The organism is Halomonas cerina (assembly GCF_014192215.1).
GTDB lineage: Bacteria > Pseudomonadota > Gammaproteobacteria > Pseudomonadales > Halomonadaceae > Halomonas > Halomonas cerina.
Genome location: NZ_JACHXP010000011.1, coordinates 1 through 24,494, shown reverse-complemented (window position 1 = coordinate 24,494; position 24,494 = coordinate 1). Strand labels below are relative to the sequence as shown.

Annotated in this window: 24 protein-coding genes; 9 read left to right on the top strand and 15 right to left on the bottom strand. The window is 67.6% G+C overall.

What is annotated here, in order from left to right:
• Positions 1–26: 26 nt before the first annotated feature.
• The 7 genes from ubiD to FHR94_RS11695 all read left to right on the top strand — a co-directional run bounded on the left by ubiD (position 27) and on the right by FHR94_RS11695 (position 7,077).
• Positions 27–1,523, top strand: coding sequence for a 4-hydroxy-3-polyprenylbenzoate decarboxylase (gene ubiD, locus FHR94_RS11720; RefSeq protein ID WP_183325914.1), 1,497 nt, complete (start codon positions 27–29; stop codon positions 1,521–1,523).
• On the top strand, positions 1,520–2,299 hold the full coding sequence (locus FHR94_RS11715; protein ID WP_183325913.1) for an NAD(P)H-flavin reductase: 780 nt from the start codon (positions 1,520–1,522) through the stop codon (positions 2,297–2,299). The genes ubiD and FHR94_RS11715 overlap by 4 nt, the downstream gene beginning before the upstream one ends.
• Complete coding sequence (gene folM, locus FHR94_RS11710) at positions 2,296–3,009, top strand: dihydromonapterin reductase (protein WP_183325912.1); 714 nt, start codon at positions 2,296–2,298, stop codon at positions 3,007–3,009. Before FHR94_RS11715 ends, folM begins: the two co-directional genes overlap by 4 nt.
• Positions 3,010–3,092: 83 nt before the next feature.
• Positions 3,093–3,221: a hypothetical protein gene (locus FHR94_RS19855; protein ID WP_281376014.1), complete on the top strand. Its 129-nt coding sequence runs from the start codon at positions 3,093–3,095 to the stop codon at positions 3,219–3,221.
• A gap of 77 nt (positions 3,222–3,298) precedes the next feature.
• Complete coding sequence (locus tag FHR94_RS11705; RefSeq protein ID WP_183325911.1) at positions 3,299–3,436, top strand: hypothetical protein; 138 nt, start codon at positions 3,299–3,301, stop codon at positions 3,434–3,436.
• Positions 3,437–3,735: 299 nt separating this feature from the next.
• Positions 3,736–4,809, top strand: coding sequence for a 3-deoxy-7-phosphoheptulonate synthase (locus FHR94_RS11700; RefSeq protein ID WP_183325910.1), 1,074 nt, complete (start codon positions 3,736–3,738; stop codon positions 4,807–4,809).
• Positions 4,810–4,947: 138 nt separating this feature from the next.
• Positions 4,948–7,077 (top strand): PhoX family protein, encoded by a 2,130-nt coding sequence (locus FHR94_RS11695; protein ID WP_183325909.1) that lies wholly within the window; start codon positions 4,948–4,950, stop codon positions 7,075–7,077.
• Positions 7,078–7,186: 109 nt separating this feature from the next.
• On the opposite strand, the gene ppk1 is transcribed toward FHR94_RS11695, so the two are convergent.
• Together ppk1 and hemB are read right to left on the bottom strand one after the other, a co-directional pair.
• Entirely contained in the window at positions 7,187–9,388 is a 2,202-nt protein-coding gene (gene ppk1 / locus FHR94_RS11690; protein WP_246389935.1) for a polyphosphate kinase 1, read from the bottom strand.
• A 50-nt stretch (positions 9,389–9,438) separates the two neighbouring features.
• The gene (hemB, locus tag FHR94_RS11685) at positions 9,439–10,437 is read right to left on the bottom strand and encodes a porphobilinogen synthase (RefSeq protein WP_425485376.1); all 999 of its coding nucleotides are present in this window, start codon (positions 10,435–10,437) and stop codon (positions 9,439–9,441) included.
• A gap of 216 nt (positions 10,438–10,653) precedes the next feature.
• Here hemB and elbB point away from each other — a divergent pair, with 216 nt between their 5' ends.
• Positions 10,654–11,316, top strand: a complete 663-nt coding sequence (gene elbB, locus FHR94_RS11680) for an isoprenoid biosynthesis glyoxalase ElbB (RefSeq protein WP_183325907.1) — start codon at positions 10,654–10,656, stop codon at positions 11,314–11,316.
• Between the two features lie 190 nt (positions 11,317–11,506).
• Here elbB and tatC read toward each other — a convergent pair whose 3' ends face one another.
• From tatC to FHR94_RS11615, 13 genes are all read right to left on the bottom strand, one after another.
• A complete protein-coding gene (tatC, locus tag FHR94_RS11675) occupies positions 11,507–12,271 on the bottom strand; it encodes a twin-arginine translocase subunit TatC (protein ID WP_183325906.1) in 765 nt (254 codons plus the stop codon).
• Positions 12,268–12,732 (bottom strand): Sec-independent protein translocase protein TatB, encoded by a 465-nt coding sequence (gene tatB / locus FHR94_RS11670; protein ID WP_183325905.1) that lies wholly within the window; start codon positions 12,730–12,732, stop codon positions 12,268–12,270. The genes tatC and tatB overlap by 4 nt, the downstream gene beginning before the upstream one ends.
• Positions 12,733–12,738: 6 nt before the next feature.
• Positions 12,739–12,999: a Sec-independent protein translocase subunit TatA gene (tatA, locus tag FHR94_RS11665; RefSeq protein WP_183325904.1), complete on the bottom strand. Its 261-nt coding sequence runs from the start codon at positions 12,997–12,999 to the stop codon at positions 12,739–12,741.
• A gap of 61 nt (positions 13,000–13,060) precedes the next feature.
• Positions 13,061–13,396: a phosphoribosyl-ATP diphosphatase gene (locus FHR94_RS11660; RefSeq protein ID WP_183325903.1), complete on the bottom strand. Its 336-nt coding sequence runs from the start codon at positions 13,394–13,396 to the stop codon at positions 13,061–13,063.
• 42 nt (positions 13,397–13,438) lie between these two features.
• The gene (gene ubiB / locus FHR94_RS11655; RefSeq protein WP_183325902.1) at positions 13,439–15,061 is read right to left on the bottom strand and encodes a ubiquinone biosynthesis regulatory protein kinase UbiB; all 1,623 of its coding nucleotides are present in this window, start codon (positions 15,059–15,061) and stop codon (positions 13,439–13,441) included.
• Positions 15,058–15,699: a ubiquinone biosynthesis accessory factor UbiJ gene (locus tag FHR94_RS11650; RefSeq protein ID WP_183325901.1), complete on the bottom strand. Its 642-nt coding sequence runs from the start codon at positions 15,697–15,699 to the stop codon at positions 15,058–15,060. Before FHR94_RS11650 ends, ubiB begins: the two co-directional genes overlap by 4 nt.
• Before the next feature lie 7 nt (positions 15,700–15,706).
• Positions 15,707–16,462 carry a bifunctional demethylmenaquinone methyltransferase/2-methoxy-6-polyprenyl-1,4-benzoquinol methylase UbiE gene (ubiE, locus tag FHR94_RS11645; RefSeq protein WP_183325900.1) on the bottom strand — a complete coding sequence of 252 codons (756 nt, stop codon included), beginning with the start codon at positions 16,460–16,462 and terminating at the stop codon, positions 15,707–15,709.
• A 105-nt stretch (positions 16,463–16,567) separates the two neighbouring features.
• Entirely contained in the window at positions 16,568–16,951 is a 384-nt protein-coding gene (locus FHR94_RS11640) for a gamma-butyrobetaine hydroxylase family protein (RefSeq protein WP_183325899.1), read from the bottom strand.
• A 131-nt stretch (positions 16,952–17,082) separates the two neighbouring features.
• Entirely contained in the window at positions 17,083–18,405 is a 1,323-nt protein-coding gene (gene hslU, locus FHR94_RS11635) for an ATP-dependent protease ATPase subunit HslU (RefSeq protein WP_183325898.1), read from the bottom strand.
• A 1-nt stretch (position 18,406) separates the two neighbouring features.
• On the bottom strand, positions 18,407–18,925 hold the full coding sequence (gene hslV, locus FHR94_RS11630) for an ATP-dependent protease subunit HslV (RefSeq protein ID WP_183325897.1): 519 nt from the start codon (positions 18,923–18,925) through the stop codon (positions 18,407–18,409).
• Positions 18,926–19,068: 143 nt separating this feature from the next.
• The gene (locus FHR94_RS11625) at positions 19,069–19,776 is read right to left on the bottom strand and encodes an SPOR domain-containing protein (protein ID WP_183325896.1); all 708 of its coding nucleotides are present in this window, start codon (positions 19,774–19,776) and stop codon (positions 19,069–19,071) included.
• 3 nt (positions 19,777–19,779) lie between these two features.
• A complete protein-coding gene (argS, locus tag FHR94_RS11620; RefSeq protein WP_183325895.1) occupies positions 19,780–21,465 on the bottom strand; it encodes an arginine--tRNA ligase in 1,686 nt (561 codons plus the stop codon).
• Positions 21,466–21,724: 259 nt separating this feature from the next.
• A complete protein-coding gene (locus FHR94_RS11615) occupies positions 21,725–23,920 on the bottom strand; it encodes a primosomal protein N' (RefSeq protein ID WP_246389939.1) in 2,196 nt (731 codons plus the stop codon).
• Between the two features lie 196 nt (positions 23,921–24,116).
• Here FHR94_RS11615 and rpmE point away from each other — a divergent pair, with 196 nt between their 5' ends.
• A complete protein-coding gene (rpmE, locus tag FHR94_RS11610) occupies positions 24,117–24,329 on the top strand; it encodes a 50S ribosomal protein L31 (RefSeq protein ID WP_183325893.1) in 213 nt (70 codons plus the stop codon).
• The last annotated feature ends 165 nt before the right edge of the window (positions 24,330–24,494 follow it).

Sequence of the window (24,494 nt, the reverse complement as noted above, 5' to 3'; positions counted from 1 at the left end):
CGTCATTCAGGAACCGGGAAATCCGAATGAAGTACAAGGACCTGCGCGAGTTTATCACGGTGCTCGAGGCTCAGGGCGAGCTCGTCCGGGTCACCGCCGAGGTGGACCCCTATCTCGAGATCACCGAGATCTGTGATCGCACCCTGCGCGCCGGCGGCCCGGCGCTGCTGTTCGAGAACGTCAAGGGACATAGCATGCCCCTGCTGGGTAACCTCTTCGGCACGCCGAAGCGGGTCGCCTTGGGCATGGGTCAGGAGTCGGTCGCCGCGCTGCGCGAGGTCGGCAAGCTGCTCGCCTTCCTCAAGGAGCCGGAGCCGCCCAAGGGGTTCCGCGACGCCCTGGACAAGCTGCCGGTCTACAAGCAGGTCATGAGCATGGGGCCCAAGGTGCTCAAGCGGGCGCCGGTGCAGGAGGTAATCCTCGAGGGCGATGATGTCGACCTCGACCGCCTGCCCATCCAGCACTGCTGGCCCGGCGACGCCGCGCCGCTGGTGACCTGGCCCTTGGTGATCACGCGAGGGCCCCACAAGACGCGCCAGAATCTCGGCATCTATCGCCAGCAAAAGCTTGGCAAGAACCGTCTGATCATGCGCTGGCTCTCCCACCGTGGCGGGGCCCTCGACTTCCAGGAGTTTTGCAAGGCCCATCCCGGCGAACCCTTCCCGGTGGCAGTGGCACTGGGCGCCGACCCGGCGACCATCCTCGGCGCCGTGACCCCAGTGCCCGATACGCTTTCCGAGTACGCTTTCGCCGGGTTGCTCCGGGGTTCGCGCACCGAACTGGTCAAGTGCGGCCATGCCGACTTGGAGGTGCCGGCCTCGGCGGAGATCATCCTCGAGGGCTTCCTCTATCCGGACGACACCGCGCCGGAAGGCCCCTACGGCGACCACACCGGTTACTACAATGAGGTGGAGACCTTTCCGGTGTTCACGGTGCTGCGCATGACGATGCGTCGCGACGCCATCTATCACTCCACCTACACCGGTCGCCCGCCGGACGAGCCGGCGGTTCTGGGGTTGGCGCTCAACGAGGTCTTCGTGCCCATTCTGCGCCGCCAGTTCCCCGAGATCGTCGACTTCTATCTGCCGCCGGAGGGCTGCTCCTACCGCATGGCGGTGGTGACCATGCGCAAGCAGTACCCGGGCCATGCCAAGCGGGTGATGATGGGCGTGTGGAGCTTCCTGCGCCAGTTCATGTACACCAAGTTCGTGGTGGTGCTCGACGACGACGTCAGCGCCCGAGACTGGAAGGACGTGATCTGGGCCATCACCACCCGCATGGACCCCGTCCGGGACACGGTGCTGGTGGAGAACACGCCCATCGACTATCTGGACTTCGCCTCGCCGGTGGCCGGACTGGGTTCCAAAATGGGCCTGGACGCTACCACCAAATGGCCCGGCGAGACCGACCGCGAGTGGGGCACACCCATCGTCATGGACGCGGCCGTCAAGGCCCGCGTCAGCGAGCGTTGGGCCGAGCTGGACATTCCCCTTTCCCCCGACAACGACACGAGGCATTCATGACGCCAAGGACCCTGACCTGCCGGGTCGCCGAGGTCGAGGACCTCACCCCCGACGTCTTCCGCGTCACCCTGGAAGGGCGACCCGAGGCGGTGGCCCACGACCCCGGCCAGTACCTGGAGCTCCGGCTGGATGACACGACCTGGGTCCCCTTCTCCATCGCCAATGCCCATGGTGGTGACGGCGTGATCGAGCTGCATATCCAGCACTGGCCCGAGCGCGACAACTCCGCCCGGCTGCGCGAGTTGCTCCAGGTCGCCGAGCGGCTCACCCTGCGCCTGCCCGGCGGTGACTGCGTGCTCGACCCCGACAGCGAGCGCCCCCTGCTGCTCATCGCCGCCGGTACCGGCTTCGCCCAGATGAAGGCGATCGTCGAGGCGGCGCTGCATGCCGACCCGGAACGCGAGATCGAGCTGTGGTGGGCGGCCCGCGAGCGGCGCGACCTCTACCTGGAACGCCTGGCCCGGGAGTGGGTGGAGCGGCACGCGGGCGTGACCTTCCATGGCGTCAGCGAGCAGCCGCTGGAGGCCGGCTTCGACGCCGAGCGGGTGCTCGGCCACCGGGGGCGGATCGACCAGGCCCTGGCCGAGCACCTCGATGACGCCTCGCGCCATGACGTCTACCTCTCCGGCTCGCCGGGCATGGTCTATGCTTGCGTCGATGTCCTGGCGTCGCTGGGGCTTGTGGCCTCGCGGGTCTTCTCGGACGTCTTCGCCTACGCGCCCCGGGATCCCCTGGTGCCGACGGTGGGCAGCCTGGTGCGGAAGCGGCGGGCATGAGCGCCTCGCCGGTCCTGATCACCGGCGGCGCCCAGCGTCTGGGGCGCCACTGCGCCGAGCGGCTTGTCGATGATGGCCACCCGGTGATCATCAGCTATCGCCGCGAGCGCCCCGCGCTCGATGCCCTGCGCGAGCGCGGCATCGTCACCCTGGCGGCGGACTTCTCCACCGAGGCGGGCATCCTCGACTTCCTCGAGCGCCTGAAGGCCGAGACGTCGTCGCTGCGGGCCATCGTCCACAACGCCAGCGACTGGGCACCGGATATCACCGGCCCCAAGGCCGGCGAGAACTTCGAACGACTGTTCCGGGTGCACATGCTGGCGCCCTACCTGATCAACCTGCATGGCCGAGCGCTGCTGGAGGCCTGCCGCGAGCCCCAGCGCGACATCGTGCACCTGACCGACTACGTGGCGCGCAAGGGGTCCAGGAAACACGCCGCCTACGCGGCCACCAAGGCAGGACTCGAGAATCTGACGCTGTCCTTCGCGGCGATGTATGCGCCGGCGATCCAGGTCAACGCCATCGCGCCGGCGCTGATCATGCTGGGGGAGGGCGATGACGACGCCTATGTGGCGAAGGTCAAGGCCAAGGCGGTGATGGACATGGTGCCCGGCCCCGGGGTGATCTACCAGAGCCTGCGCTACTTGCTCGACAACCGCTATGTCACCGGCATCACCCTGCCGGTGGACGGCGGTCGGCACCTGCGCTAAGGGCGACACCCCGTGCCGTCGGTCGCCATCTTCGCTAGAATGTCCGACCGACCCCGGCGCGACGACATACGGAGGCAATACCCATGGCGGAACACGACGAGAACTTCAAGGACGACAGCGGCCTGCTGTCGGTCCTCCTGGGGCTGGTGGTGCTGGTGGGCATGAGCGCCCTGCCCGCCACCATCGGCTGGATACAGCTCGCCACTGGCTGAATGCCCCTGCGACCTTGGGGGCACTTGCCAGGGCCATGCTCCATGCGGCAGGATGAAGGCTGACTCAGGAGATGACCATGATCCCGACGCGACACATCCATGCCCCTGCAGACGCCGCCGCTTTCGGCGCGATGCGGCGCGGTCGCGTGATGGCGAGTCACTATTATGGTATCGGCTACTGGTTTAGACCCGGTGTGCCGGCGGCCATGTCCTGAACGCAAGACACGACATCGCCGAGAGGCACACCCTCCCAGGGTTGCCTCCCCCAGAACCCCCGGACGGCAACCCGCCCGGGGGTTCTGTCTTTCACGACACTCGACAGCACAGATGACATCAAGGAGCGCGACCATGACCGCATCCATCGCCATTCGCCTGACCCGGAGCCTTGCGGGCTATTACGGCTATTGGCGATTTAGCGAGCTGCGGTCGGCTCACTCCGCCACACCCGGCCGTAGCGCGTTCGGTGGCCCCCGACAGACACGATGGATGACCGCTACCCGGAGTTGATGACGCCATGACCGCTACCCTTGCCACTGCCCCGCTGAACGACACTGCCCGTCCCGCCTCCCATCCGGCACGCGCCCTGCCCACCGCCGGCGAACTGCGGCGCAGCCTGCCCGTGGCGCCCGAGCTCGCCACCCGAATCGCCGACCAGCGCCAGGCGATCCGCGACATCCTGGCCGGTCGCGACGACCGCCTGCTGGTGGTGGTCGGCCCCTGCTCCATCCATGACCCCGAGGCCGCTCTCCAGTATGCCCGCCGCCTGGCCGCGTTGGCCCCCCAGGTCTCCGATCGGCTGCTCCCGGTGATGCGGGTCTACGTGGAGAAGCCGCGGACCACCGTGGGCTGGAAGGGGCTCGCCTATGATCCGGATCTGGACGGCTCGGGTGACATGGCCCGGGGCCTTGAGCTCTCGCGTGCCCTGATGCGTGACATCGCCGGGCTGGGCCTGCCGGTGGCCACCGAACTGCTGCAGCCGATGATCGCCCCCTACCTGGACGACCTGCTGGCCTGGGTGGCCATCGGCGCGCGGACCACCGAGTCCCAGCTGCATCGCGAGCTGGCCAGCGGCCTTTCCGCCGTGGTGGGCTTCAAGAATGCCACCAGCGGCGACGTCCAGGTGGCGCTGGATGCCATCCGGTCTGCGGCCCACCCCCACCACCACTTCGCTCTCGACGCAGACGGTCGCCCGGTGATGCACGAGACCCGGGGCAATCCCCACACCCACCTGGTGCTGCGTGGCGGTCACGGGGAACCCAACTACCGGGCCCCCCAGGTGGCCGCGGCCCGTCGCGCCCTGGAGGCCGCAGGGCTTCGCCCCGGGCTGATGGTCGACTGCAGTCATGCCAATGCCCGCAAGGACCATCACCGCCAGGGTGAAGTGCTGCGTGATGTGCTGGGTCAGCGCCTGGCCGGTGACACCTCCCTGGCAGGGGTGATGCTGGAGAGCCACCTGCACGAGGGCAAGCAGCCCTTGGTGCCCGGCCAGCTGCGCCATGGCGTCTCGGTGACCGATGCCTGTATCGGCTGGGAAACCACCGAGCGGTTGCTGCTCACCGCCGCCGAGCGGCTGCGTGGCATGCCGTAGCGCATCTTCCCGCTCGCCCGTTCGAGGGGGCGGCGGGCGTCATCCTCCTGTCACCTGGCTTGGGTATCGTCCTCCTTGCATCGATGCGCGGCCTTGCCAGTGCCGCGCCCCGCACCAGCGTGACGAGTGAGGACCCTCATGAGCAAGGAAATCGAAGATCATCGTCTCTTGAACCCCAGCAGCAACACGCCTTTCTCCTCGGTGCTGGAGCGCCACGTCTCGCGTCGCGAGGTGATGAAAGGCGGCATGGGCATGGCGGCCATGACCATGCTGGGCGGTTTCGGACTATCGGCCCTCGCCGACCGCCATGAAGAGGGCATGGCCAAGAAGCCACTGACGCTGGCCTTCGACGCCATCGCCGGCTCGCGCACCGACGCGATGGTGGTGCCACCAGCGTACACCGCCCAGGTACTGGTGCCTTGGGGCACGCCGCTGAACGACGGCGCGTCGGAATGGAGCGAGGACCTGGCCATGACGCCGGAGCGCCAGGCCGCCAGTGTCGGCATGCATCATGACGGCATGCACCCCTTCGCGCTGGATACCGCGACGGCATCCCAGCACTTCCTGCTGGTGATGAACAACGAGTACATCGACGAGCATGCCCTCTGGGGGCCCCAGGGCGGCCCCACCAACCTGGCCGAGGGCCGGCGTCCCGCCGATGAGGTGCGCACCGAGATCAACGCCCATGGCGTCACCGTGGTCGAGGTCAAGAAGAACGCCGACGGCCGCTGGAGCCACGTCACTGGCTCGCCACACAACCGGCGCTTCACCAGTGCCACGCCGATGCACCTGGCCGGTCCCGTAGCCGGCAGCGACTACGTCAAGACCCGGTACTCGCCCCAGGGCACCATCGCTCGTGGCACCAACAACAACTGCGCCAACGGCTATACGCCCTGGGGCACCTACCTGACCTGCGAGGAAAACTGGCCGGACTACTTCGTCAAGGACGAGGGGCGCACCCGGGACGATAACCGCCTGGGCATCGCCACTGGCCGCGGCCGCTATGGCTGGGAGACCGCCGCCGGCGACGAAAGCGAGCGTGAAGACGAGTTTACCCGCCTGATCGGCAACCCCACGGCCGACGACGCCAGCGGCGACTATCGCAACGAGGCGCGTCAGTTCGGCTATATCGTCGAGATCGATCCCTACAGCGGCGAGCAGGCGGTGAAGCGCACCGCCCTGGGCCGCTTCCGCCACGAGGGCTGCTGGCCGGGCAAGCTCGACGCCGGTGAGCCGGTGGTGTTCTACTCCGGTCACGACTCGCGCAACGAGTACATCTATAAGTTCGTTTCGGCCGCTGCCTGGGACCCGGCCGATGCCCATGCGCCCGGGGCCGAGGCCGACCGTCTGGCGATCGGGGCCAAGTACCTGGACGAGGGCACCCTCTACGTGGCGCGCTTCGATGCCGACGGCCGCGGCGAATGGCTTCCGCTGACGCCGGCGTCGGTCACGCCCGACGGACGCCCCCTGGCCGAGGCTCTGGGGCTGGCCGCCGATGATCAGGCCGGCGTGATCATCCACACCTGCGACGCCGCCGACCTGATGGGCGCCACCCCTATGGATCGCCCCGAGTGGGGGGCGGTGGACCCGACCTCCGGCGACGTCTACATGACGCTGACCAACAACTCGAAGCGTACCGCCGAGGGCACCGCGCCGACCTTTACCCATGCCGGCGAGGCCATCGAGATGCCGGGCTCGGGCTACGCCACGGCACCCGTCAACGCGGCCAATCCCCGGGCCAACAACGAGGCGGGGCAGATCATTCGCTGGCGCGAAGGCGATGACGTCACGCGCTTCGACTGGGAGGTGTTCGTGTTCGGCGCGGCCGCGTCGGATACCGACAATCTCTCCGGCCTGACCGAGATGAACCAGTTCGCCAGCCCCGATGGCCTGTGGTTCGATGAGCGCGGTGATGACCAGGGCATCCTGTGGATCGAGACCGATAACGGCTATGAAGGCGTCGCCGAGACCACCAACGACCAACTGCTGGCGGTCGTGCCGGCAGCACTTCAGCGCGCCGATGGCAGCGCGGCGGTGGTCTCGGGCGCGAACCAGGAGCAGGTGAAGCGCTTCGCCGTCGGCCCCAACGGCTGCGAGGTGACCGGGATCTTCGCCACCCCGGACAAGACCGCGCTGTTCATCAACATCCAGCACCCGGGCAACTGGCCGGCCTCGGCCGATGCCACGGTGCCCGCCGAGGGCACGGTGCGCCCACGTGCCGCCACGGTGGTGATCCAGAAGCAGGATGGCGGCAAGATCGGCGTGTAACCGAAAGCGAGAAGCTGGAAGAGCGCCCGCTTCGCGGGCTTGAGCTTGAAGCCGGAAGAGTAAACCTTGACCCCAGCGTTAGCGGGATCATGCTGGCTTCCAGCTTCGCTCAGGCGCGGGCCGCGTAGGCGTAGAGCAGGGTCTCCTGGGCGCTGATCGGCGCGGCATCGCCTGGGTTCTGCTTGACGTAGGTGCCGTCCCCCTGCAGTAGCCAGCTCTGGCAGTTGTCCACCAGGTAGGTCTCGAGGTCCTTGCGCACCCGGGCGGCCAGCTTCTTGTCCAGCAGCGGGAAGCAGGTCTCCACCCGGTGGAACATGTTGCGGGCCATGAAGTCGGCGCTCGAGCACCAGGTCTCGGGCTTGCCGTCGTTGTGGAAATGGAACACTCGGGTGTGCTCGAGGAAGCGGCCGATGATCGAGCGCACCCGGATATGCTCGGAGATGCCCGGGATGGCCGGGCGCAGGCAGCACATGCCGCGGATGATCAAGTCGCACTCCACGCCGGCCTGGGAGGCGCGGTAGAGGGCCTGGATCAGCTTGGGCTCGGTCAACGAGTTGCACTTGATGATGATATGGGCGCGCTTGCCCTTACGGGCGATGGCGGCCTCGCGGTCGATCATCGCCACCAGGCGCTCGTGGAGCGTGAAGGGGGCGTGCAGCAGTTTCTCGATCTGCCGGGCGCGGCCCATGCCGGAGAGCTGCTGGAACACCTTGTGCACATCGGCACAGAGGGTGGGATGGGCGGTCAACAGGCTATAATCGGTGTAGAGCTTTGCGGTCTTGGAATGGTAGTTGCCGGTGCCCAGGTGGGCGTAGTGGCGCAGCTGTCCCTTCTCACGGCGCACGATGTGCATCATCTTGGCGTGGGTCTTGTAGGCCATGACACCGTAGATGACGATGGCGCCCGCCTCCTGCAGCCGCGACGCGAGCGCCAGGTTATCGGCCTCGTCGAAGCGGGCACGCAACTCGATTACCACCGTGACTTCCTTGCCGTTGCCGGCGGCTTCCACCAGAGCATTGACGATGGGGGAATCGGCGCCGGTGCGATAGAGGGTCTGCTTGATGGCCAGCACGTCCGGATTTCGGGCCGCTTCGCGGGCGAGTTCCTCCACGGGCGAGAAGGACTGGAAGGGGTGGTGGAGCAGGATATCGCCCTCGGCGATGGCCGCGAACAGGCTCTCCTGCTTGCGCAGGCTCTTGGGCAGGCCCGGCGAGAAGGGGCGGTACAGCAGTTCGGCGCGTTGTACCTCGCCCAGCACCGACATCATGCGCGTCAGGTTGACCGGGCCGTTGACCCGGTAAAGGTCGGCCGCGTCCAGCTCGAACTGCTTGAGCAGGAACTCGGCCAGTTCCTCCGGGCAGTTGTCGGCCACTTCGAGGCGCACACCGCTGCCGTAGCGACGCGCCAGCAGCTCGCCGCGCAGCGCCGAGGCCAGATCCGAGACCTCTTCCGGGTCCACCGAGAGGTCGGCGTTGCGGGTCAGGCGGAACTGATAGCAGCCGCGTACCGCCATGCCGGGGAAGACCTCCTCGGCATGGGCGTGGATCATCGATGAGAGGAAGACATACTCGGTGAACCCCTCCTCGCAGAGTTCCTCGGGCAGGGCGATCACCCGGGGCAGGGAGCGTGGGGCCGGCAAGATGGCAAGGCCACCCTCGCGACCGAAGGCATCCTTGCCCTCGAGCTCGACGATGAAGTTGAGACTCTTGTTGACCAATCGCGGGAAGGGGTGCGAAGGATCGAGCCCGATGGGGCTGACCACCGGAGTGATCTCGGTGGTGAAGTAGTCGTGGATCCAGGCGGCCTGGGCCTGGGTCCAGCTGCCACGGCGGCGGAAGCGTAGCCCCTGGGCTTCGAGCTCGGGGATCAGTCGCTCGTTAAGGATCTGGTACTGGCGTTCCACCTGGGCGTGGGCGATCTGGCTGATCTCGCCGAGCACCGAGCGAGGTGGGCGCCCGTCGGCCCCGCTGCTCTCGTCGCCCAGTGCCACCTGGTTCTTCAGTCCGGCCACTCGGATCTCGAAGAACTCGTCCAGGTTGGAGGAGAAGATCAGCAAAAACATCAGCCGGTTGAGCAGGGGGTGCGCCTCATCGAGCGCCTGCTCGAGGACCCGGATGTTGAACTGCAGGTGCGAAAGCTCGCGGTTGAAGTACAGGCCCGGGTCTGCCAGGTCTGCTTCCGGGTCCGGCATCGCCTTGGGCTTGATGCCGGTGCGGGTCTGGTTGAGCCGCGGGGCCGGCGGCTCGCTTGCGATCTCGGTACCCTCCGGCGCGGTAGCGCTCGCAGGGGGTGGGTGGGGGGTGTGGTCCATGAGAGTTCCCTGTCGTGGGCCGGAAGGGCAGCATGACATCCCCCGGCGGATCATGGGGCGAGCAGGCGGGCCGCTCGCTTGGCGAAGTAGGTCAGTACGCCATCGGCGCCGGCGCGCTTGAAGCACACCAGGGACTCGAGCATCACGCCGTCGGCATCCAGCCAGCCGTTCTCGAAGGCGGCCATGTGCATGGCATATTCACCGCTGACCTGATAGGCAAAGGTCGGGACCTTGAGCTCGTCCTTGATGCGACGCACCACATCCAGGTAGGGCATGCCGGGTTTGACCATCACCATGTCGGCGCCTTCAGCCAGATCCAGGGCCACCTCGTGGAGCGCCTCGTCGCCATTGGATGGGTCCATCTGGTAGGTGGCCTTGTCGGCGCGGCCCAGGTTGGCGGCGGAGCCCACGGCATCGCGGAAGGGGCCGTAGTAGCGCGAGGCGTACTTGGCGCTGTAGGCCATGATGCGGGTATTGTGCAGCTGCTCCTGCTCGAGCACCTGGCGGATGGACCCGATACGGCCGTCCATCATGTCGGAGGGGGCCACCACATCGGCACCGGCCTCGGCGTGGGAGAGAGCCTGCTTGAGCAGGGTCTCCACGGTACGGTCGTTCTGCACGTAACCCTCGGCATCGAGGATGCCGTCCTGGCCGTGGCTGGTGTAGGGGTCGAGTGCCACGTCGGTCATGATGCCGAGCCCGGGAAGGGCCTGCTTGAGGGTGCGCACACTGCGCTGGATGAGGCCGCCGGCGTTGTAGGCCTCTTCGGCCAGCTCGCTCTTGAGCGAGGTATCCACGACCGGGAACAGAGCCAGCATCGGGATACCGAGCTCGAGTGCCTCCCGGGCTTCCTCGATCAACAGATCCAGCGACAGCCGCTCGACCCCCGGCATCGAGGGCACCGCCTCCCGCTGCCCCTCGCCCTCCATGACGAAGACTGGCCAGATCAGGTCGGCCGGGGTGAGGGTGTGCTCGCGCATCAGCCGGCGCGAGAAGTCATCCCGGCGCATGCGGCGCATGCGGGTGGCGGGAAACTGGCGTGCGGTCATGTGGCTCAAGATCTCTCTCCGACTGGGTCACCAGGGCCGCCAGGTAAGGAGTGTGACGGCGCTGGATGACGATACGATGACATCGTGACGAGTATATCAGTGCAGCGTCGGGTCGAAAGCCGCGCCTTGTCGCGCCCGGGGGGACTCTCTAAAGTGAAGGGCTCACGATTTGCGGCCCTGCCGGTGGGCAGGAGCAAGGCTTCCAAGGAGAACGAGATGAGCAAACAGGTCGCGGTCATTCTCTCGGGGTGCGGGGTCCAGGACGGTACCGAGATTTACGAGGCCACGCTGACGCTGCTGCGCCTGGACCAACTGGGCATCGGCTATCGCTGCTTCGCGCCGGACATCGACCAGCATGATGTGGTCGATCATCGGCACGACGAGGTGGCCGAGGGCGAACGGCGCAATGTCCTCACCGAGTCCGCGCGCCTGGCTCGCGGTGTGATCACACCGCTCGCCGAACTCGTGGCGGAGGACTTCGATGCGGTGATCCTGCCGGGCGGGTTTGGCGCGGCCAAGAACCTGTCGAATTTCGCCGAGGCGGGCGCCGACATGGTGGTGCTCGACGCCCTCGTCGAGGCCCTGGCCGGGTTCCATGAGACGCGCAAGCCGATCGGCCTGATGTGCGTCGCCCCGGTGCTGGTGCCGCGCCTGCTCGGGCCGGGGATCGCTGTGACCATCGGCAATGACCCGGGAATGTCTGGGGCGATCAGTGCCATGGGCGGGCTGCATCGCCGCTGCGCCGTCGACGATATCGTGGTGGACTTCGAGAACCGCGTGGTCACCACGCCCGCCTACATGCTGGCGACTCGCCTCAGCGAGGCCGCCGCCGGCATCTTCAAGCTGGTCGATCGCATCGATGAACTGATGGGTCTGTAAGCGTCGAGCTACAAGCGCCGAGCGCCCAGTCGCTTGGCGACGGGCGGCAGGTATCGAGGTGAAAACGAGCCCCTGTTGGATCGAATCCGACGGGGGCTCTTGTTAATCCCAGACTTGTCGATGGCATCATCCCGCTGGGCGCTGGGCGCTGGGCGCTGGGCGCTGGGCGCTGGGCGCTGGGCGCTGGGCGCTATTCGCCGTCTTCCTCGCGCTCCCGCTTACGCCGCACCAGGCGGCCGAACAGCAGTCCCACCTCGTAGAGCAGGTACATGGGGACCGCCAACAGGCTCTGGGAGACCACGTCCGGCGGGGTCAGCAGCATGCCGACCACGAAGCAGCCGAGAATGATGTAGGGACGCTTGCGTGACAGGCTCTCCACCGTGGTGGCGCCGGAGAGGATCAACAGGAAGGTGGCGATGGGGATCTCGAAGGCCACCCCGAAGGCGAAGAACAGCTTGAGAACGAAGTTCAGGTACTGGTTGATGTCGGTCATCACCGCCACGTTCTCAGGCCCGGTCTGGGTGAAGAACTGGAACAGCAGCGGGAAGACCACGTAGTAAGCGAAGGCGGCCCCGGCATAGAAAAGCGCCACACTGGAGGCCAGGATCGGCAGGGCCAGCGCCTTCTCGTTGTCGTAGAGGCCGGGGGCCACGAAGGCCCAGGCCTGGTGGAGGACGTAGGGCACGGCGATGAACACCGCCACCACCAGAGTCAGTTTGAAGGGCGCCAGGAAGGGTGAGGCCACCTCGGTAGCGATCATCTGCGAGCCTTCCGGCAGCAATGCCATCAGCGGCTCGGCGACGAAGCCATAGATGTCGTTGGCGAAGGCATAGAGGCCCAGGAAGATCACCAGGATCGCGATCACCGCATGCATCAGCCGCGAGCGCAACTCGATCAGGTGCTCGATCAGCGGGGCCTGCTTCGGTTCCTGGGGCGGTTCACCGGCGTTGCTCATCGGGAGGGCGAGTCCTTGTCGGCAGCAGGGGCATCGGTCGGGGCATGGCGGTCATCGGCAGGCTCGAGCCGTGCCCGGGAGAGGGCGTCCTCGAGCCGGGTCTCGGCGGATGCCTCCGGCGCCTGCCGGGCATCGTTGGCACCCCTGTCGCTCGTATCGGCGGGGCGGGTGGTCGATGCCGTAGCGCGGCGTGTCGGTGGCTCGTCGGCGAGGCCTTCCACATCGCGCTTGACGCGGTTGACGCTCTCGTCGAGCTTCTTCTGCTGCTCGTCGAGCTTCTGACGCAGCTCCTCCGCCTCGAGCTGGGCGCTGATTTCGCGTTGCATGCCCGAGACGGTCCGCTTGATCTTGCCGATCCACAGGCCGAGGGTGCGCGCCGCCTTGGGCAAGCGCTCGGGACCCAGCACCAGCAGGCCCACCACGCCGATGATCAGCAGTTCGAGAAAGCCGATGTCGAACATGGCGGTTTACTTGCGCTCTTCCTGTTCCTCGGACTTCCGCTCGGCCTTGACGTCGTAGGTGTGGCCCTCGTTGTCATGGCGCACCTGAGCCTGGGGCTTGTCGGTGTCCTCCTCAGTCTGCTTGTCTTCGTCGTGCATGGCCTTCTTGAACCCCTTCACGGCGCCGCCCAGGTCGCCGCCGACATTACGCAGCTTCTTGGTGCCGAAGATCAGGATGATGATGCCGAGAACGATCAGCAGTTGCCAGATACTGATACCACCTAACATAGGGACTTCCTCAGGTTGGGGCTCCGGACGGTTGCCGGAACGGCCAGTTCATACTGTGCGGCTATTGCGGCCTTGCGGCCTTCTCGTCGTGCCCGGATAGACCGAAGCGCCGGGCCAACTCATCGAGCACCATCCGGTGGTCGAGCTCCAGATGCGAAAGCATCACAAGACTATGAAACCACAGGTCGGCGGTTTCGGCGATCACTGCCTGGCGTTCTGCCTCGCCTCCGTCCTGGGCATCCTTGGCGGCCAGCAGCGTCTCGGTGGCTTCCTCGCCGATCTTCTCGAGTATCTTGTTCAGGCCCTTGTGATGCAAGGCGGCGACATAGGAGGTCTCGGGGTCCGCTACCCGGCGCTGTTCGAGCACGTCATGGAGGCGTTCGAGGATATCACTCATGGGTGAAGGTTCCGTTGCGGTGGGTGGAGGTCGAGGAACGGCTCAGTGCCAGGCCAGCAGGAGCACGCCGATGATCGCCGCCGCCAGCACGGGCCAGGGCTGATCGGCGGCCCAGTCGGCCAGCGGTTGCCAGGCAAGTGCCACCGCCACCAGCACGAGTCCCAGGCGTCCCCGGCGCTGATGCTGTCCCTGACGGGTCAAGTGGCGGCGGATATCGCCCATCGCCGCGGCCTGGCGTCGGCGCTGGTGGTGCTCGTGCTCGGCTCGGCTGAGCACCTGGTGGGCGAGTACCGGGAGCTCCGGCAACTGGCGGGAGAGCTCTGGGGCCTGGCGCTTGAGCGACTCCCAGAAGCCCCGGGTGCCGGCGCGCTCCTTCATCCATTGCTCGAGGAAGGGCTTGGCGGTGCTCCACAGGTCCAGGTCGGGATAGAGCTGGCGGCCCAGTCCTTCGATATTGAGCAGGGTCTTCTGCAGCAGCACCAGCTGGGGCTGCACCTCCATGTTGAAGCGCCGCGCCGTCTGGAACAGCCCCAGCAGCACCTGGCCGAAGGAAATATCCTTGAGCGGCTTCTCGAGGATCGGCTCACAGACGGTACGCACCGCGGCGGCGAACTCGTTGGCCCGGGTATCCTCGCCGACCCAGCCCGACTCGATGTGCAGGGCGGCTACTTCATAGTAATCCTGGTGGAAGAAGGCCAGCAGATTGCGCGCCAGGTAGTCCTGGTCCTCGCGGGTGAGGCTGCCGACGATGCCGCAGTCGATGGCGATGTACTGCGGGTCCCTCGGGTCGCCATGGGCCACGAAGATATTGCCGGGGTGCATATCGGCATGGAAGAAATTGTCACGGAACACTTGGGTGAAGAAGATCTCCACGCCGCGCTCGGCCAGCTTCTTGAGGTCGGTGCCCTGGGCGAGAAGCGCCACGGTATCGGCGACCGGCACGCCATGGATGCGCTCCTGGACCATGACCCGGCGGCGAGTCAGCGCCCAGTGGATGCCCGGCACGTAGAGCAGCGGCGAATGGCGGAAGTTGCGCTTCAACTGGGAGGTGTTGGCCGCCTCCTTGGTCAGGTCGAGTTCGTCGAACAGGGTCGACTCGTAGTCGCGCACCACCTCCACGGGCCGCAGTCGGCGGGCCTCGGGAATCCGTGCCAGCACACTGGCGAAACGATACATCAGCGCCATGTCCTGGCGCATCACCCGCTCGATGCCCGGACGGATGATCTTGACCACCACCTCCTCGCCGTCGTGGAGTCGCGCTGCATGTACCTGGGCGATGGAAGCCGAGGCCAGCGGCTCGGGCGCGAAGTGGTCGAAGGCCTGGGCCAGTGGCATGGCCAACTCCTCTTCCACCAGGGCCATGGCCTGCTGACCCGGAAAGGGCGGCACCTGATCCTGCAGGCGCCGGAGTTCGTCGGCGATGTCCTCGGGGAAGAGGTCGCGCCGGGTCGACAGCACCTGGCCGAACTTGACGAAGATCGGGCCCAGCGCTTCCAGGGCCAGGCGCAGTCGCTCCCCTCGGGGTCGCACACCGATCGGCACCAGGCGCAGCGGCGAGAGCGTGAACAGGCCGCGTAGCCACCAGGGCAGCCGCTCCAGGGGAATCAGGGTGTCGAGCCGGTAGCGAGTGATCACCCAGACGATGCGCGCAAGCCGCAGGATCATGAGGCCGGCCTCGTGCCGGCCAGGCGACGGTTCAGCCGGGCGAGCCGTGCCTCGAGACGATCGGCGGCAATCTCCAGTTCGGTGAGGTGGTCGCGCAGCGCCTCGAGCTGATGGCGACCGGGCAGCAGGCGGGCTTCCTCGAAGACATATTCCGAAACGTCGGCGCAGAGCTCCTGTCGGGTGCGCAGCCCCCAGCGCCCGAGGCTGCGCACCCCCTCGGCCAGGCTATGAGCGGGGATGTCGCCGAGCCACCGGGCCAGCTCGCCCTCCCAGTCCAGGTCCAGGTCCATGAACAGGTCACGCGTCGCCTCCAGCAGGTGGACGCGACCGCGCACCGCCAGGCGGCCCTGGAACATCAGACGCTCCATGGACTCGCCGCCGAGCAGGGCGCCGGCGGTCTCGGCATCGAGTTCGACGACGGCCTCGACCTCCTCCTCGACCGGGAGGTCGAGGCGCCGCAGGTCCACGCCCTGGGGATGAAACTGCAGCACCAGGGCCAGGGGCGGGTGCTCGAGGCGCAGCAGGATGCGCTGGCCCGACAGGCGGGCCAGACGCGTGGGGGCGGCAGGGTCGCGCGCCAGCAGGGCATTGAGGGTACGCTCGAGGCCGGCCAGCAGCAGGGTCGGTGTCAACGCCATCACGACCTCACAGCTTGATGCCGCGGTGCAGGGCGACGATGCCCCCGGTGAGGTTGGTGTACTCGACCCGCTCCAGGCCGGCGGCTTCCATCATGTCCTTGAGAGTCTCCTGGTCGGGGTGCATGCGGATCGACTCGGCCAGGTAGCGGTAGCTGTCGGCGTCGCCCGCCACCAGCTGGCCAATCCGCGGCAGGAAGCGGAAGGAGTACTCGTCGTAGGCTTTGGAGAACAGCGGATTGCCAGGCTTGGAGAACTCCAGCACCAGCAGGCGACCGCCGGGCTTGAGCACCCGAGCCATGGAGCGCAGGGCGGCGTCCTGGTCGGTGACGTTGCGCAGCCCGAAGGCGATGGTGATGCAGTCGAAGGTGTTGTCGGGGAAGGGCAGGGCCTCGGCGTTGGCCTGCACGTACTCGACGTTGGCCCCGACGCCCTGGTCGAGCAGCCTGTCGCGCCCGACCCGCAGCATGGAGGCATTGATGTCGGCGAGCACCACACGGCCGCGGGGACCGACCAGCCGCGAAAACTTCAGCGTCAGATCGCCGGTCCCGCCGGCGATGTCCAGCACGCTGTGGCCCGGGCGCACGCCGGCCCGCTCGATGGTCAGGCGCTTCCACAGGCGGTGGATGCCGAAGGACATCAGGTCGTTCATGACGTCGTAGCGGGCCGCGACCGAGTGGAAGACATCGGCCACCCGCGAGGCCTTCTCCTCGACCGGGACATCCTGATACCCGAAGTGGGTGGTGCGCTTGTCGCTGGGGCTCATGCGGTGTGGCTCCCGAATCGCTGCAAGTAGGGGGGAGGCCCGTGGGCCTCGAGATGGGCGCCATTGTAGCCTCCCGTGGCAGCGATTGTCTTGACGCGGGGCCCGCTACAGCTGCTTGATCTCGATGCCCAGCGGCTCCCGTGAGGCGCCGGCGGCTTCGAGGCGGTCCAGGTAGTCGGCCCAGTTGGCCTCGCGATGTTCGATCAGCCACCACAGGTAGTCCCAGCTGTAGAGGCCGCTGTCATGGCCATCGTCGAAGTGCAGCTTGAGCGCGTAGCGGCCGGCCGGGGTAATGTTGGCCAGGCCCACGTGCTTCTTGCCGACCTGCAGGGTAGCGCTGTCGGGGCCATGGCCGCGCACTTCGGCCGACGGCGAGAAGACTCGCAGGTACTCCACCGATAGGCGGTGACGCTCACCGTTCTCGTAGATGAGCTCGAGTTCGCGGGCCTGCTTGTGGTAGTGCACCTTCACGGGAATCGGGGCGGACATGGGATAGACTCCTGGCTTCGAGCTTCGAGCTTCGAGCTTCGAGCTTCGAGCTTCGAGCTTCGAGCTTCGAGCTTCGAGCTTCGAGCTTCGAGCTTCGAGCGGCTCGTAGCCCCAAGCCCGTAGCGCGTGGCTTATAGGATGTAACGCGACAGATCCTCATCCATCGCCAACTCGCCGAGCTGGGAGTCGACGTAGGCGGCATCGATGGTCAAGGGGCTGCCGATGTCGGACCCCTTGAACGAGGCCTCCTCCAGCAGACGCTCCATCACGGTGTGCAGGCGGCGGGCGCCGATGTTCTCGGTTCCCTCGTTGACCTTCCAGGCGATCTCGGCGATGCGCTCGATGCCGTCGTCGGTAAAGCCGATCTCAAGCCCCTCGGTCCTGAGCAGCGCCTGGTACTGGCGGGTCAACGCCGCGGAGGGCTCGGTGAGGATGCGCTTGAAGTCCTCCGGGGAGAGGGCGTCGAGCTCGACCCGGATCGGCAGGCGGCCCTGCAGTTCGGGAATCAGGTCCGACGGACGCGACAGGTGGAAGGCGCCGGAGGCGATGAACAGGATATGGTCGGTCTTCACCATGCCGTACTTGGTGGAGACCGTGGAGCCTTCGATCAGCGGCAGCAGGTCACGCTGTACGCCTTCGCGGGAGACCTCGCCGCCGCTGGACTGACCGCTGCCCTTGGCCACCTTATCGATCTCGTCGAGGAAGACGATGCCGTTCTGCTCCACCGCCTCGATGGCGCGGCTCTTGATGTCATCCTCGTTGACCAGCTTGGCGGCTTCCTCGTCACGCAGCAGGGCGAAGGCGTCCTTCACCGCCACCCGCCGCGTCTCGGTCTTCTGCCGGCCCATGTTGGAGAACAGGCTCTGCAGCTGGCTGGTCATCTCCTCCATGCCCGGCGGGGTCATGATGTCGATACCCTGGCCCTGGGGGGTGACCTCGATGTCGATCTCCTTGTCGTCGAGGTCACCCTCGCGAAGCTTCTTGCGAAAGGCCTGGCGGGTCGAGCTCTCGGCACGGGGCTGGTCCTCCTGGCCTCGGGGCGGCGGGAGCAGGGCGTCGAGGATGCGGTCCTCGGCGGCGTCCTCGGCGCGGTGGCCCACCTCGGCCTTGGCCTGCTCGCGTACCAGCTTGATGGCGGCCTCGGTGAGGTCGCGGATGATCGATTCCACGTCACGGCCGACATAGCCCACCTCGGTGAACTTGGTGGCCTCGACCTTGATGAAGGGGGCTCCGGCCAACCTGGCCAGACGGCGGGCGATCTCGGTCTTGCCCACCCCGGTGGGGCCGATCATCAGGATGTTCTTGGGGGTGACTTCCTGGCGCAGCTCGTCATCGAGCTGCATGCGCCGCCAGCGGTTACGCAGGGCGATGGCCACGGCACGCTTGGCATCCTGCTGGCCGATGATGTACTGATCCAGGGCGTGAACGATCTCGCGGGGGGTCATCCGTGTCATATCAGAGCTCTTCCAGCGTGACGTGATGGTTGGTGAACACGCAGATGTCGCCGGCGATCTCCAACGACTTCTCGGTGATCTCCCGGGCGGAGAGGTCGGTATTCTCCAGCAGGGCGCGGGCGGCAGCCAGGGCGTAGTTGCCGCCGGAGCCGATGGCGATGATGCCGCGTTCGGGCTCCACCACGTCGCCGTTGCCGGTGATGATCAGCGAGGCGTCCTTGTTGGCCACGGCAAGCAGGGCTTCCAGCCGACGCAGGGCGCGATCGGTGCGCCAGTCCTTGGCCAGCTCCACGGCGGCCTTGACCAGGTTGCCCTGGTACTTCTCGAGCTGGGCCTCGAAGCGCTCGAAGAGGGTGAAGGCATCGGCGGTGCCACCGGCGAACCCGGCCAGCACCTCGCCGCGGTAGAGGCGACGCACCTTGCTGGCGTTGCCCTTCATCACGGTGTTGCCCAGCGAGACCTGGCCATCGCCGGCCAGGGCCACCTGGTCGCCGCGACGCACGGAAACGATCGTGGTCATGGAGGGGACTCCTTGTGGGAGCGGCTTGCTCCCGATGACTTTCGGCGCAAGGGTAGGCCCGGGCGCCGCGAATAAGCTCAGTGGAGAAGTGCGGGCGGGCGGTGCGGAATTCAACCTGGGTCGCGTCGACCTGCCCGGGCGCGTCAGTTCTGCAGCTGAATGAGCAGGGGGTCGATGCCCTGGGTAACCATCAGGTCCTGGGCGCGATTGAGCTCGCGGCGATCCTGGTAGGGGCCGACCTGGACCCGATGCCAGGTGGCCCCGCCAGTGGCCTCGACCTCGCTGATGCGGGCCAGCAGGCCGAAGTCCTTCAGGCGCCCGGCCAGTTGGCGGGCATCGCCGGCATCGCGGAAGGAGGCCGCCTGCAGGACGTAGCGCTTGTCGGTGCCGGCGGAGCCGGCAGCAGGGGCGGCCTCGGGGGGGGGCGCGTCGGTCTTCTGATTCGCGGCGATGACCCGAGCGATGGGGTCCTCGGCCGTCTCGGCTTCGTCCGTAGGGCGCGGGGGAGGGGTCGCCGTGGAGGCCGTCTTGCCGCTCGGCGCGATCACCTCGGACTCCGGCAGCAGAGTATAGAATTCGAAAGTCGGCATCGACGGAGGTTGGCGGGTCTCGTCATTGCCCTCGGGCGCCTCCGACGGCGTCTTGGGCAGCACGGTGGCCAGGGGCGAAACCGGTGGCGTGTCCTGCCAGGGAGCCGTGCCGTGCTGGTGCTGAGAGATCAAGAAGCCGGCCACGAGACCGGCGAGACCCCACAGCCAGCCGGGCAGGCCGCGTCGGGGTGGCGGGGCGGCGGGGCGCCGCTTGCTGGTGGTGGCCCCGCGCTTGCGGGGCGTCGGTGGGCGGCTGGCCATGGATTACATCTCCTCGGGAGCGCTCACGCCCATCAGGTCCAGGCCGTTGCGCAGCACCTGGCGGGTGGCCAGGCCCAGGGCCAGGCGGGCGTTGCGCAGGGCGTCATCCTCGACCATCACCTTCACCGCGTTGTAGCAGGTGTGAAACTCGGCAGCGAGGTCGAGCAGGTACTGGGCGATCTGCTGAGGCTCGCGGGCAGCGGCCGCATGCGTCACCACCTCGGGGTAGCGGGTCAGGCGATTCATCAGGGTCTTCTCCTGGTCCGCCTCGAGAAGGGCCAGATTCGCCATGGCCAGGGTAGGATCGAAGGGCAGGCCGTCGGCCTCGGCACGGCGCAGCATGCTGCAGACCCGGGCGTGGGCGTACTGCACGTAGTAGACCGGGTTATCGTTGGACTGGGAGCGCGCCAGGTCGATGTCGAAGGTTAGCTGGGAGTCGGCGCGGCGGGCTGCCAGGAAGAAGCGGGTAGCGTCGCGCCCCACCTCGTCGATCAGGTCGCGCACGGTGACGTAGCTGCCGGCGCGCTTGGAGAGTTTCACCTCGACCCCCGAGCGGGTGACCATCACCATCTGGTGCAGCACATAGTCCGGCCAGCCCTCGGGGATGCCGACCTCCAGCGCCTGCAGGCCGGCCCGGACGCGGGTGACGGTGGAGTGGTGGTCGGCGCCCTGCTCGTTGATCACCGTCTCGAAGCCGCGCTGCCACTTGTCCAGGTGGTAGGCGACATCGGGCAGGAAGTAGGTGTAGTCGCCATCCCCCTTGCGCATTACTCGGTCCTTGTCGTCGCCGAAGTCGGTGGTGCGCAGCCACAGGGCGCCATCCTGCTCGTAGGTATGCCCCTGTTCGATCAGCCGCTCGACGGTGGCTTCCACCTTGCCGTCCCGGTAGAGCGAGGACTCGAGGAAGTAGACGTCGAACTCCACGCCGAAGGCCCGCAGGTCCAAGTCCTGCTCGCGGCGCAAGTAGGCCACGGCGAAGTCGCGGATGGCGTCGAGGTCGTCCGGGTCGCCCTTGGCGGTGACGTGGCGGTCATCGGCATGGACGGCCTCCCGCGCCAGGTAGGCATTGGCCACATCGATGATGTAGCCGCCGCGGTAGCCGTCGGTGGGCCACCCCTCGTCGCCGGGGTCGATGCCCTTGACCCGCGCCTGCACCGAGAGCGCCAGGTTGGTGATCTGGGCACCGGCATCGTTGTAGTAGAACTCGCGGGTGACGTCGAAGCCTGTGGCCTCGAGCAGGCGGCACAGGCAGTCGCCGATGGCGGCGCCGCGGCCATGGCCCACGTGCAGGGGGCCCGTGGGGTTGGCGGAGACGAACTCCACCTGCACCTTGTGGCCCTGGCCCGTCAGGCTGCGGCCGTAAGCGTCACCGGCGTCGAGCACCTGGCGCACCACCTGGGCGGCGGCATCGGTGGCGGCGAAGAAGTTGATGAAGCCGGGGCCGGCGATCTCCACCTTCTGCACGGCATCGCTCTCCGGCAAGGCCGCGACCAGCGCTTCGGCCAACTCGCGGGGCTTCTTGCCGGCGGGCTTGGCGAGCATCAGGGCCAGGTTGGTAGCATAGTCGCCGTGGGCCTTGTCGCGGGAAGGGTCGACCTTGATGGTCGGGGCGAGCTCGGCGGGCAAGAGCTCCTGGCGCTTGAGCTCGTCCAGGGCGCCCTCAAGCAGCGCGATAATGGTCTCTTTCATGGAAAATTCCGGTGTCCTGTGGCGCGGGCTGGTGTCAATCGCCCGTCGGCGGGCATTTGGGCGCATATTATCGACAATTGCGCTCGGGCTTTAAAGCCTTGCTCGGCTTCGGGCTTCGGGCTTCGGGCTTCGGGCTTCGGGCTTCGGGCTTCGGGCGTAGACTGATCGCTCGTCGCTCGTCGCTCGTCGCTCGTCGCTCGTCGCTCGTCGCTCGTCGCTCGTCGCTCGTCGCTCGTCGCTCGTCGCTCGTCGCTCGTCGCTAGGCCAGCGTCTGGGGATCGATATCCAGCGACCAGCGCACCCGACGGGCCGCGGGCTCGGCTTCCAGCCAGGTGGCGAGCCAGGCTACCGCCGCGTGGAGCCGGCTGCGCTTCTCGGCAGTAAGCATGACCTGTAGATGGTAGCGATTCTGGCGACGCTCCATGGGGGCCGGTACCGGCCCCAGGCAATCGACGTCGAGACGGTGCTCGCCCAAGTGGTCGCGCAGCGCCCTGGCGGCCGCGCCAGCGAGCGCCTGCACCGCCTCGTCCCGCGGGCTCTCCAGGCGCAGCAGAGCCAGGAAGCGGAAGGGCGGCAGGGCCGCGGCCCGGCGCTCCTCCAGCAATTGCTCGGCCAGGGCATCATAGCCCTGGTGTGCCAGCAGACGCAGGTTGGGGTCGTCGGCGTGCATCGTCTGGACCAGCACCCGGCCCCGGTGGGCGGCGCGCCCGGCCCGGCCGGCGACCTGCTCAAGCAACTGGGCGCTGTGCTCCAGGGCACGGAAATCGCTGGCGTACAGGCCGGCATCGGCGTTGACCACCACCACCAGGGTCACGTGGGGCAGGTGATGGCCCTTAGCCAGCATCTGGGTACCGACCAACAGGCAGGGTGCGCCCCGGCGCACCTCGCCGAGGAGCTGCTCCAGGGCGTCGCGGCGGCGGGTGCTGTCGCGGTCGATGCGATAGACGGGTGTCTCGGGGAATCGCTCGGCCAGGGTCTCCTCGGTGCGCTCGGTGCCGCTGCCCAGAGGCCGCAGGTCGGCGCTGCCGCACTCGGGGCAAGCATCAGGGAGGGGACGGCGTCGGTCGCAGTGATGGCAGGCCAGTAGCGGCGGCTGGCGGTGCAGGGTCATGCGGGCGTCGCAGTGGTCGCACTCGGCCAGCCAGCCGCAGGCATGGCAGGCCAGGGTCGGCGCGAAGCCACGCCGGTTGATGAAGACCAGCACCTGATGGCCGGCGGCGAGGGTCTCGCCGATGGCCTCCAGTACCGGAGGAATCAATCCGCCCTGGCGGCGGCGGCCGCGCAGGTCGATGAGTTCCAACCGTGCCGGGGGGTGGCGGCTGGCGCGCTGGGTGAGACGCAGGTGGCGATAGTCGCCGGCCAAGGCGCGCTGAAGGCTCTCCAGTGACGGGGTGGCGCTGCCCAGTACCAGCGGGATGTGGTGATGGTGGGCCCGGGCCACGGCCAGATCCCGGGCGTGGTAGCGCAGGCCTTCCTGCTGCTTGAAGGAGCCGTCGTGCTCCTCATCGACGATGATCACCCCCGGGCATGCCAGGGGCGTGAAGACCGCCGAGCGGGTACCGATCACGATAGGCGCCCGTCCACTGGCCGCGGCCGTCCAGGCGTCCAGTCGCTCGTGGTCGGTGAGCCCCGAGTGCAGCGCCACCACCGGCATCCGGAAGCGACGGCGAAAGCGCGCCAGCGTCTGGGGCGTCAGGCCGATCTCGGGGACCAGCACCAGCGCCTGGCGGCCGCGCGCCACCACGGCCTCGATCAGCTGGAGGTAGACCTCGGTCTTGCCGCTGCCGGTGACGCCGTGCAGCAGGCAGGGATGGAAGGCCTCGAGCCCCTCGTGCAGGGCCGCCAGGGTGGCGGCCTGTTCGTGGTTAAGGGGCAAGGCCGGTTCGGCCAGCAGCCGGCCCGGCTCGGTCAGGGGAGGAGCGGCGAGGGGCTCCTCGGAGCGCTCGACGAGCCCCTTGTCGGCCAGGGCGCGCAACTGGTCGCGGGTGAAGGACTGGGCCAGTACCGCCTGGCTCACCAGGCCGTGGGGGTGCTGGCGCAGCATCCCCAGCAGCGCGGCCTGGCGGGGTGCCCGGGCCAGACGCTCTGGGGCGGCATCCAGGCCCTGAGAGGTTACCCGCCAGCGCTCCCGGGTGCGTCCCTGCAAGGGGCGACCCTGGCGGAGAAGAGTCGGCAGGGCCTGATGGAGGGTGCCGCCGAGCGGGTGCTGATAGTAGCGCGCCGTGAAGCGGCATAGCCACAGCCAGTCGGCCGGTAGCGGGGCATCGTCCAGGCAGGCCTCGATGGGCTTGAGGTCGGCCAGCGGCAGTGTGCTGTGCTCCCGGCACTCCAGCACCACCCCCACCACCTGGCGCCGTCCAAAGGAGACGCGTACCCGCAGACCGGGCTGCCAACCTGCGGCCGGGGCCGTCTGGCAGGGGCGGTAGTCGAACAGGCGGCGCAGGGGTGAGGGCATGGCGATGCCCAGCACCCGGGGGGCGGGTGGGCAGGGGATGTCGGGCAATTGGCCTCCGGTGTGGGCTCTGATAGAATGCTCGGCCGCCGTGGGGAAGTGATGCCTGCGGCGGCAACCGGTTCGCATATTACAGACAACCCGTATGCGGTGCCTGGCAGAGGATCAGGTGGCGGCATACAGCGCAACGAGGCTCAAGATGAAACAAGCTATTCACCCGGATTACAAGACGGTCACCGCGACCTGCTCCTGCGGTGCCACCTTCGAGGTCGGTTCCACTGCCGGTCACGACCTCTCCCTGGACGTCTGCTCCCAGTGCCATCCCTTCTACACCGGCAAGCAGAAGCAGGCGACCACCGGCGGTCGCGTCGAGCGCTTCAACAAGCGTTTCGGTGCCGCCATCAAGCGCTGATCGTGTCGCCGGTGCCTGGCACGGCCAGGCGACACTGCCGAGAAAACCCGTCCCACGTGGCGGGTTTTCGTGTGGTGCGCCAGGCATGGCGCGCAGCGCCTGACTGGCGCTGTTCCCGAGGGTGGTGCCTCGGGATGACTTGGGGGTGAAAGTTCCCTGCACGCC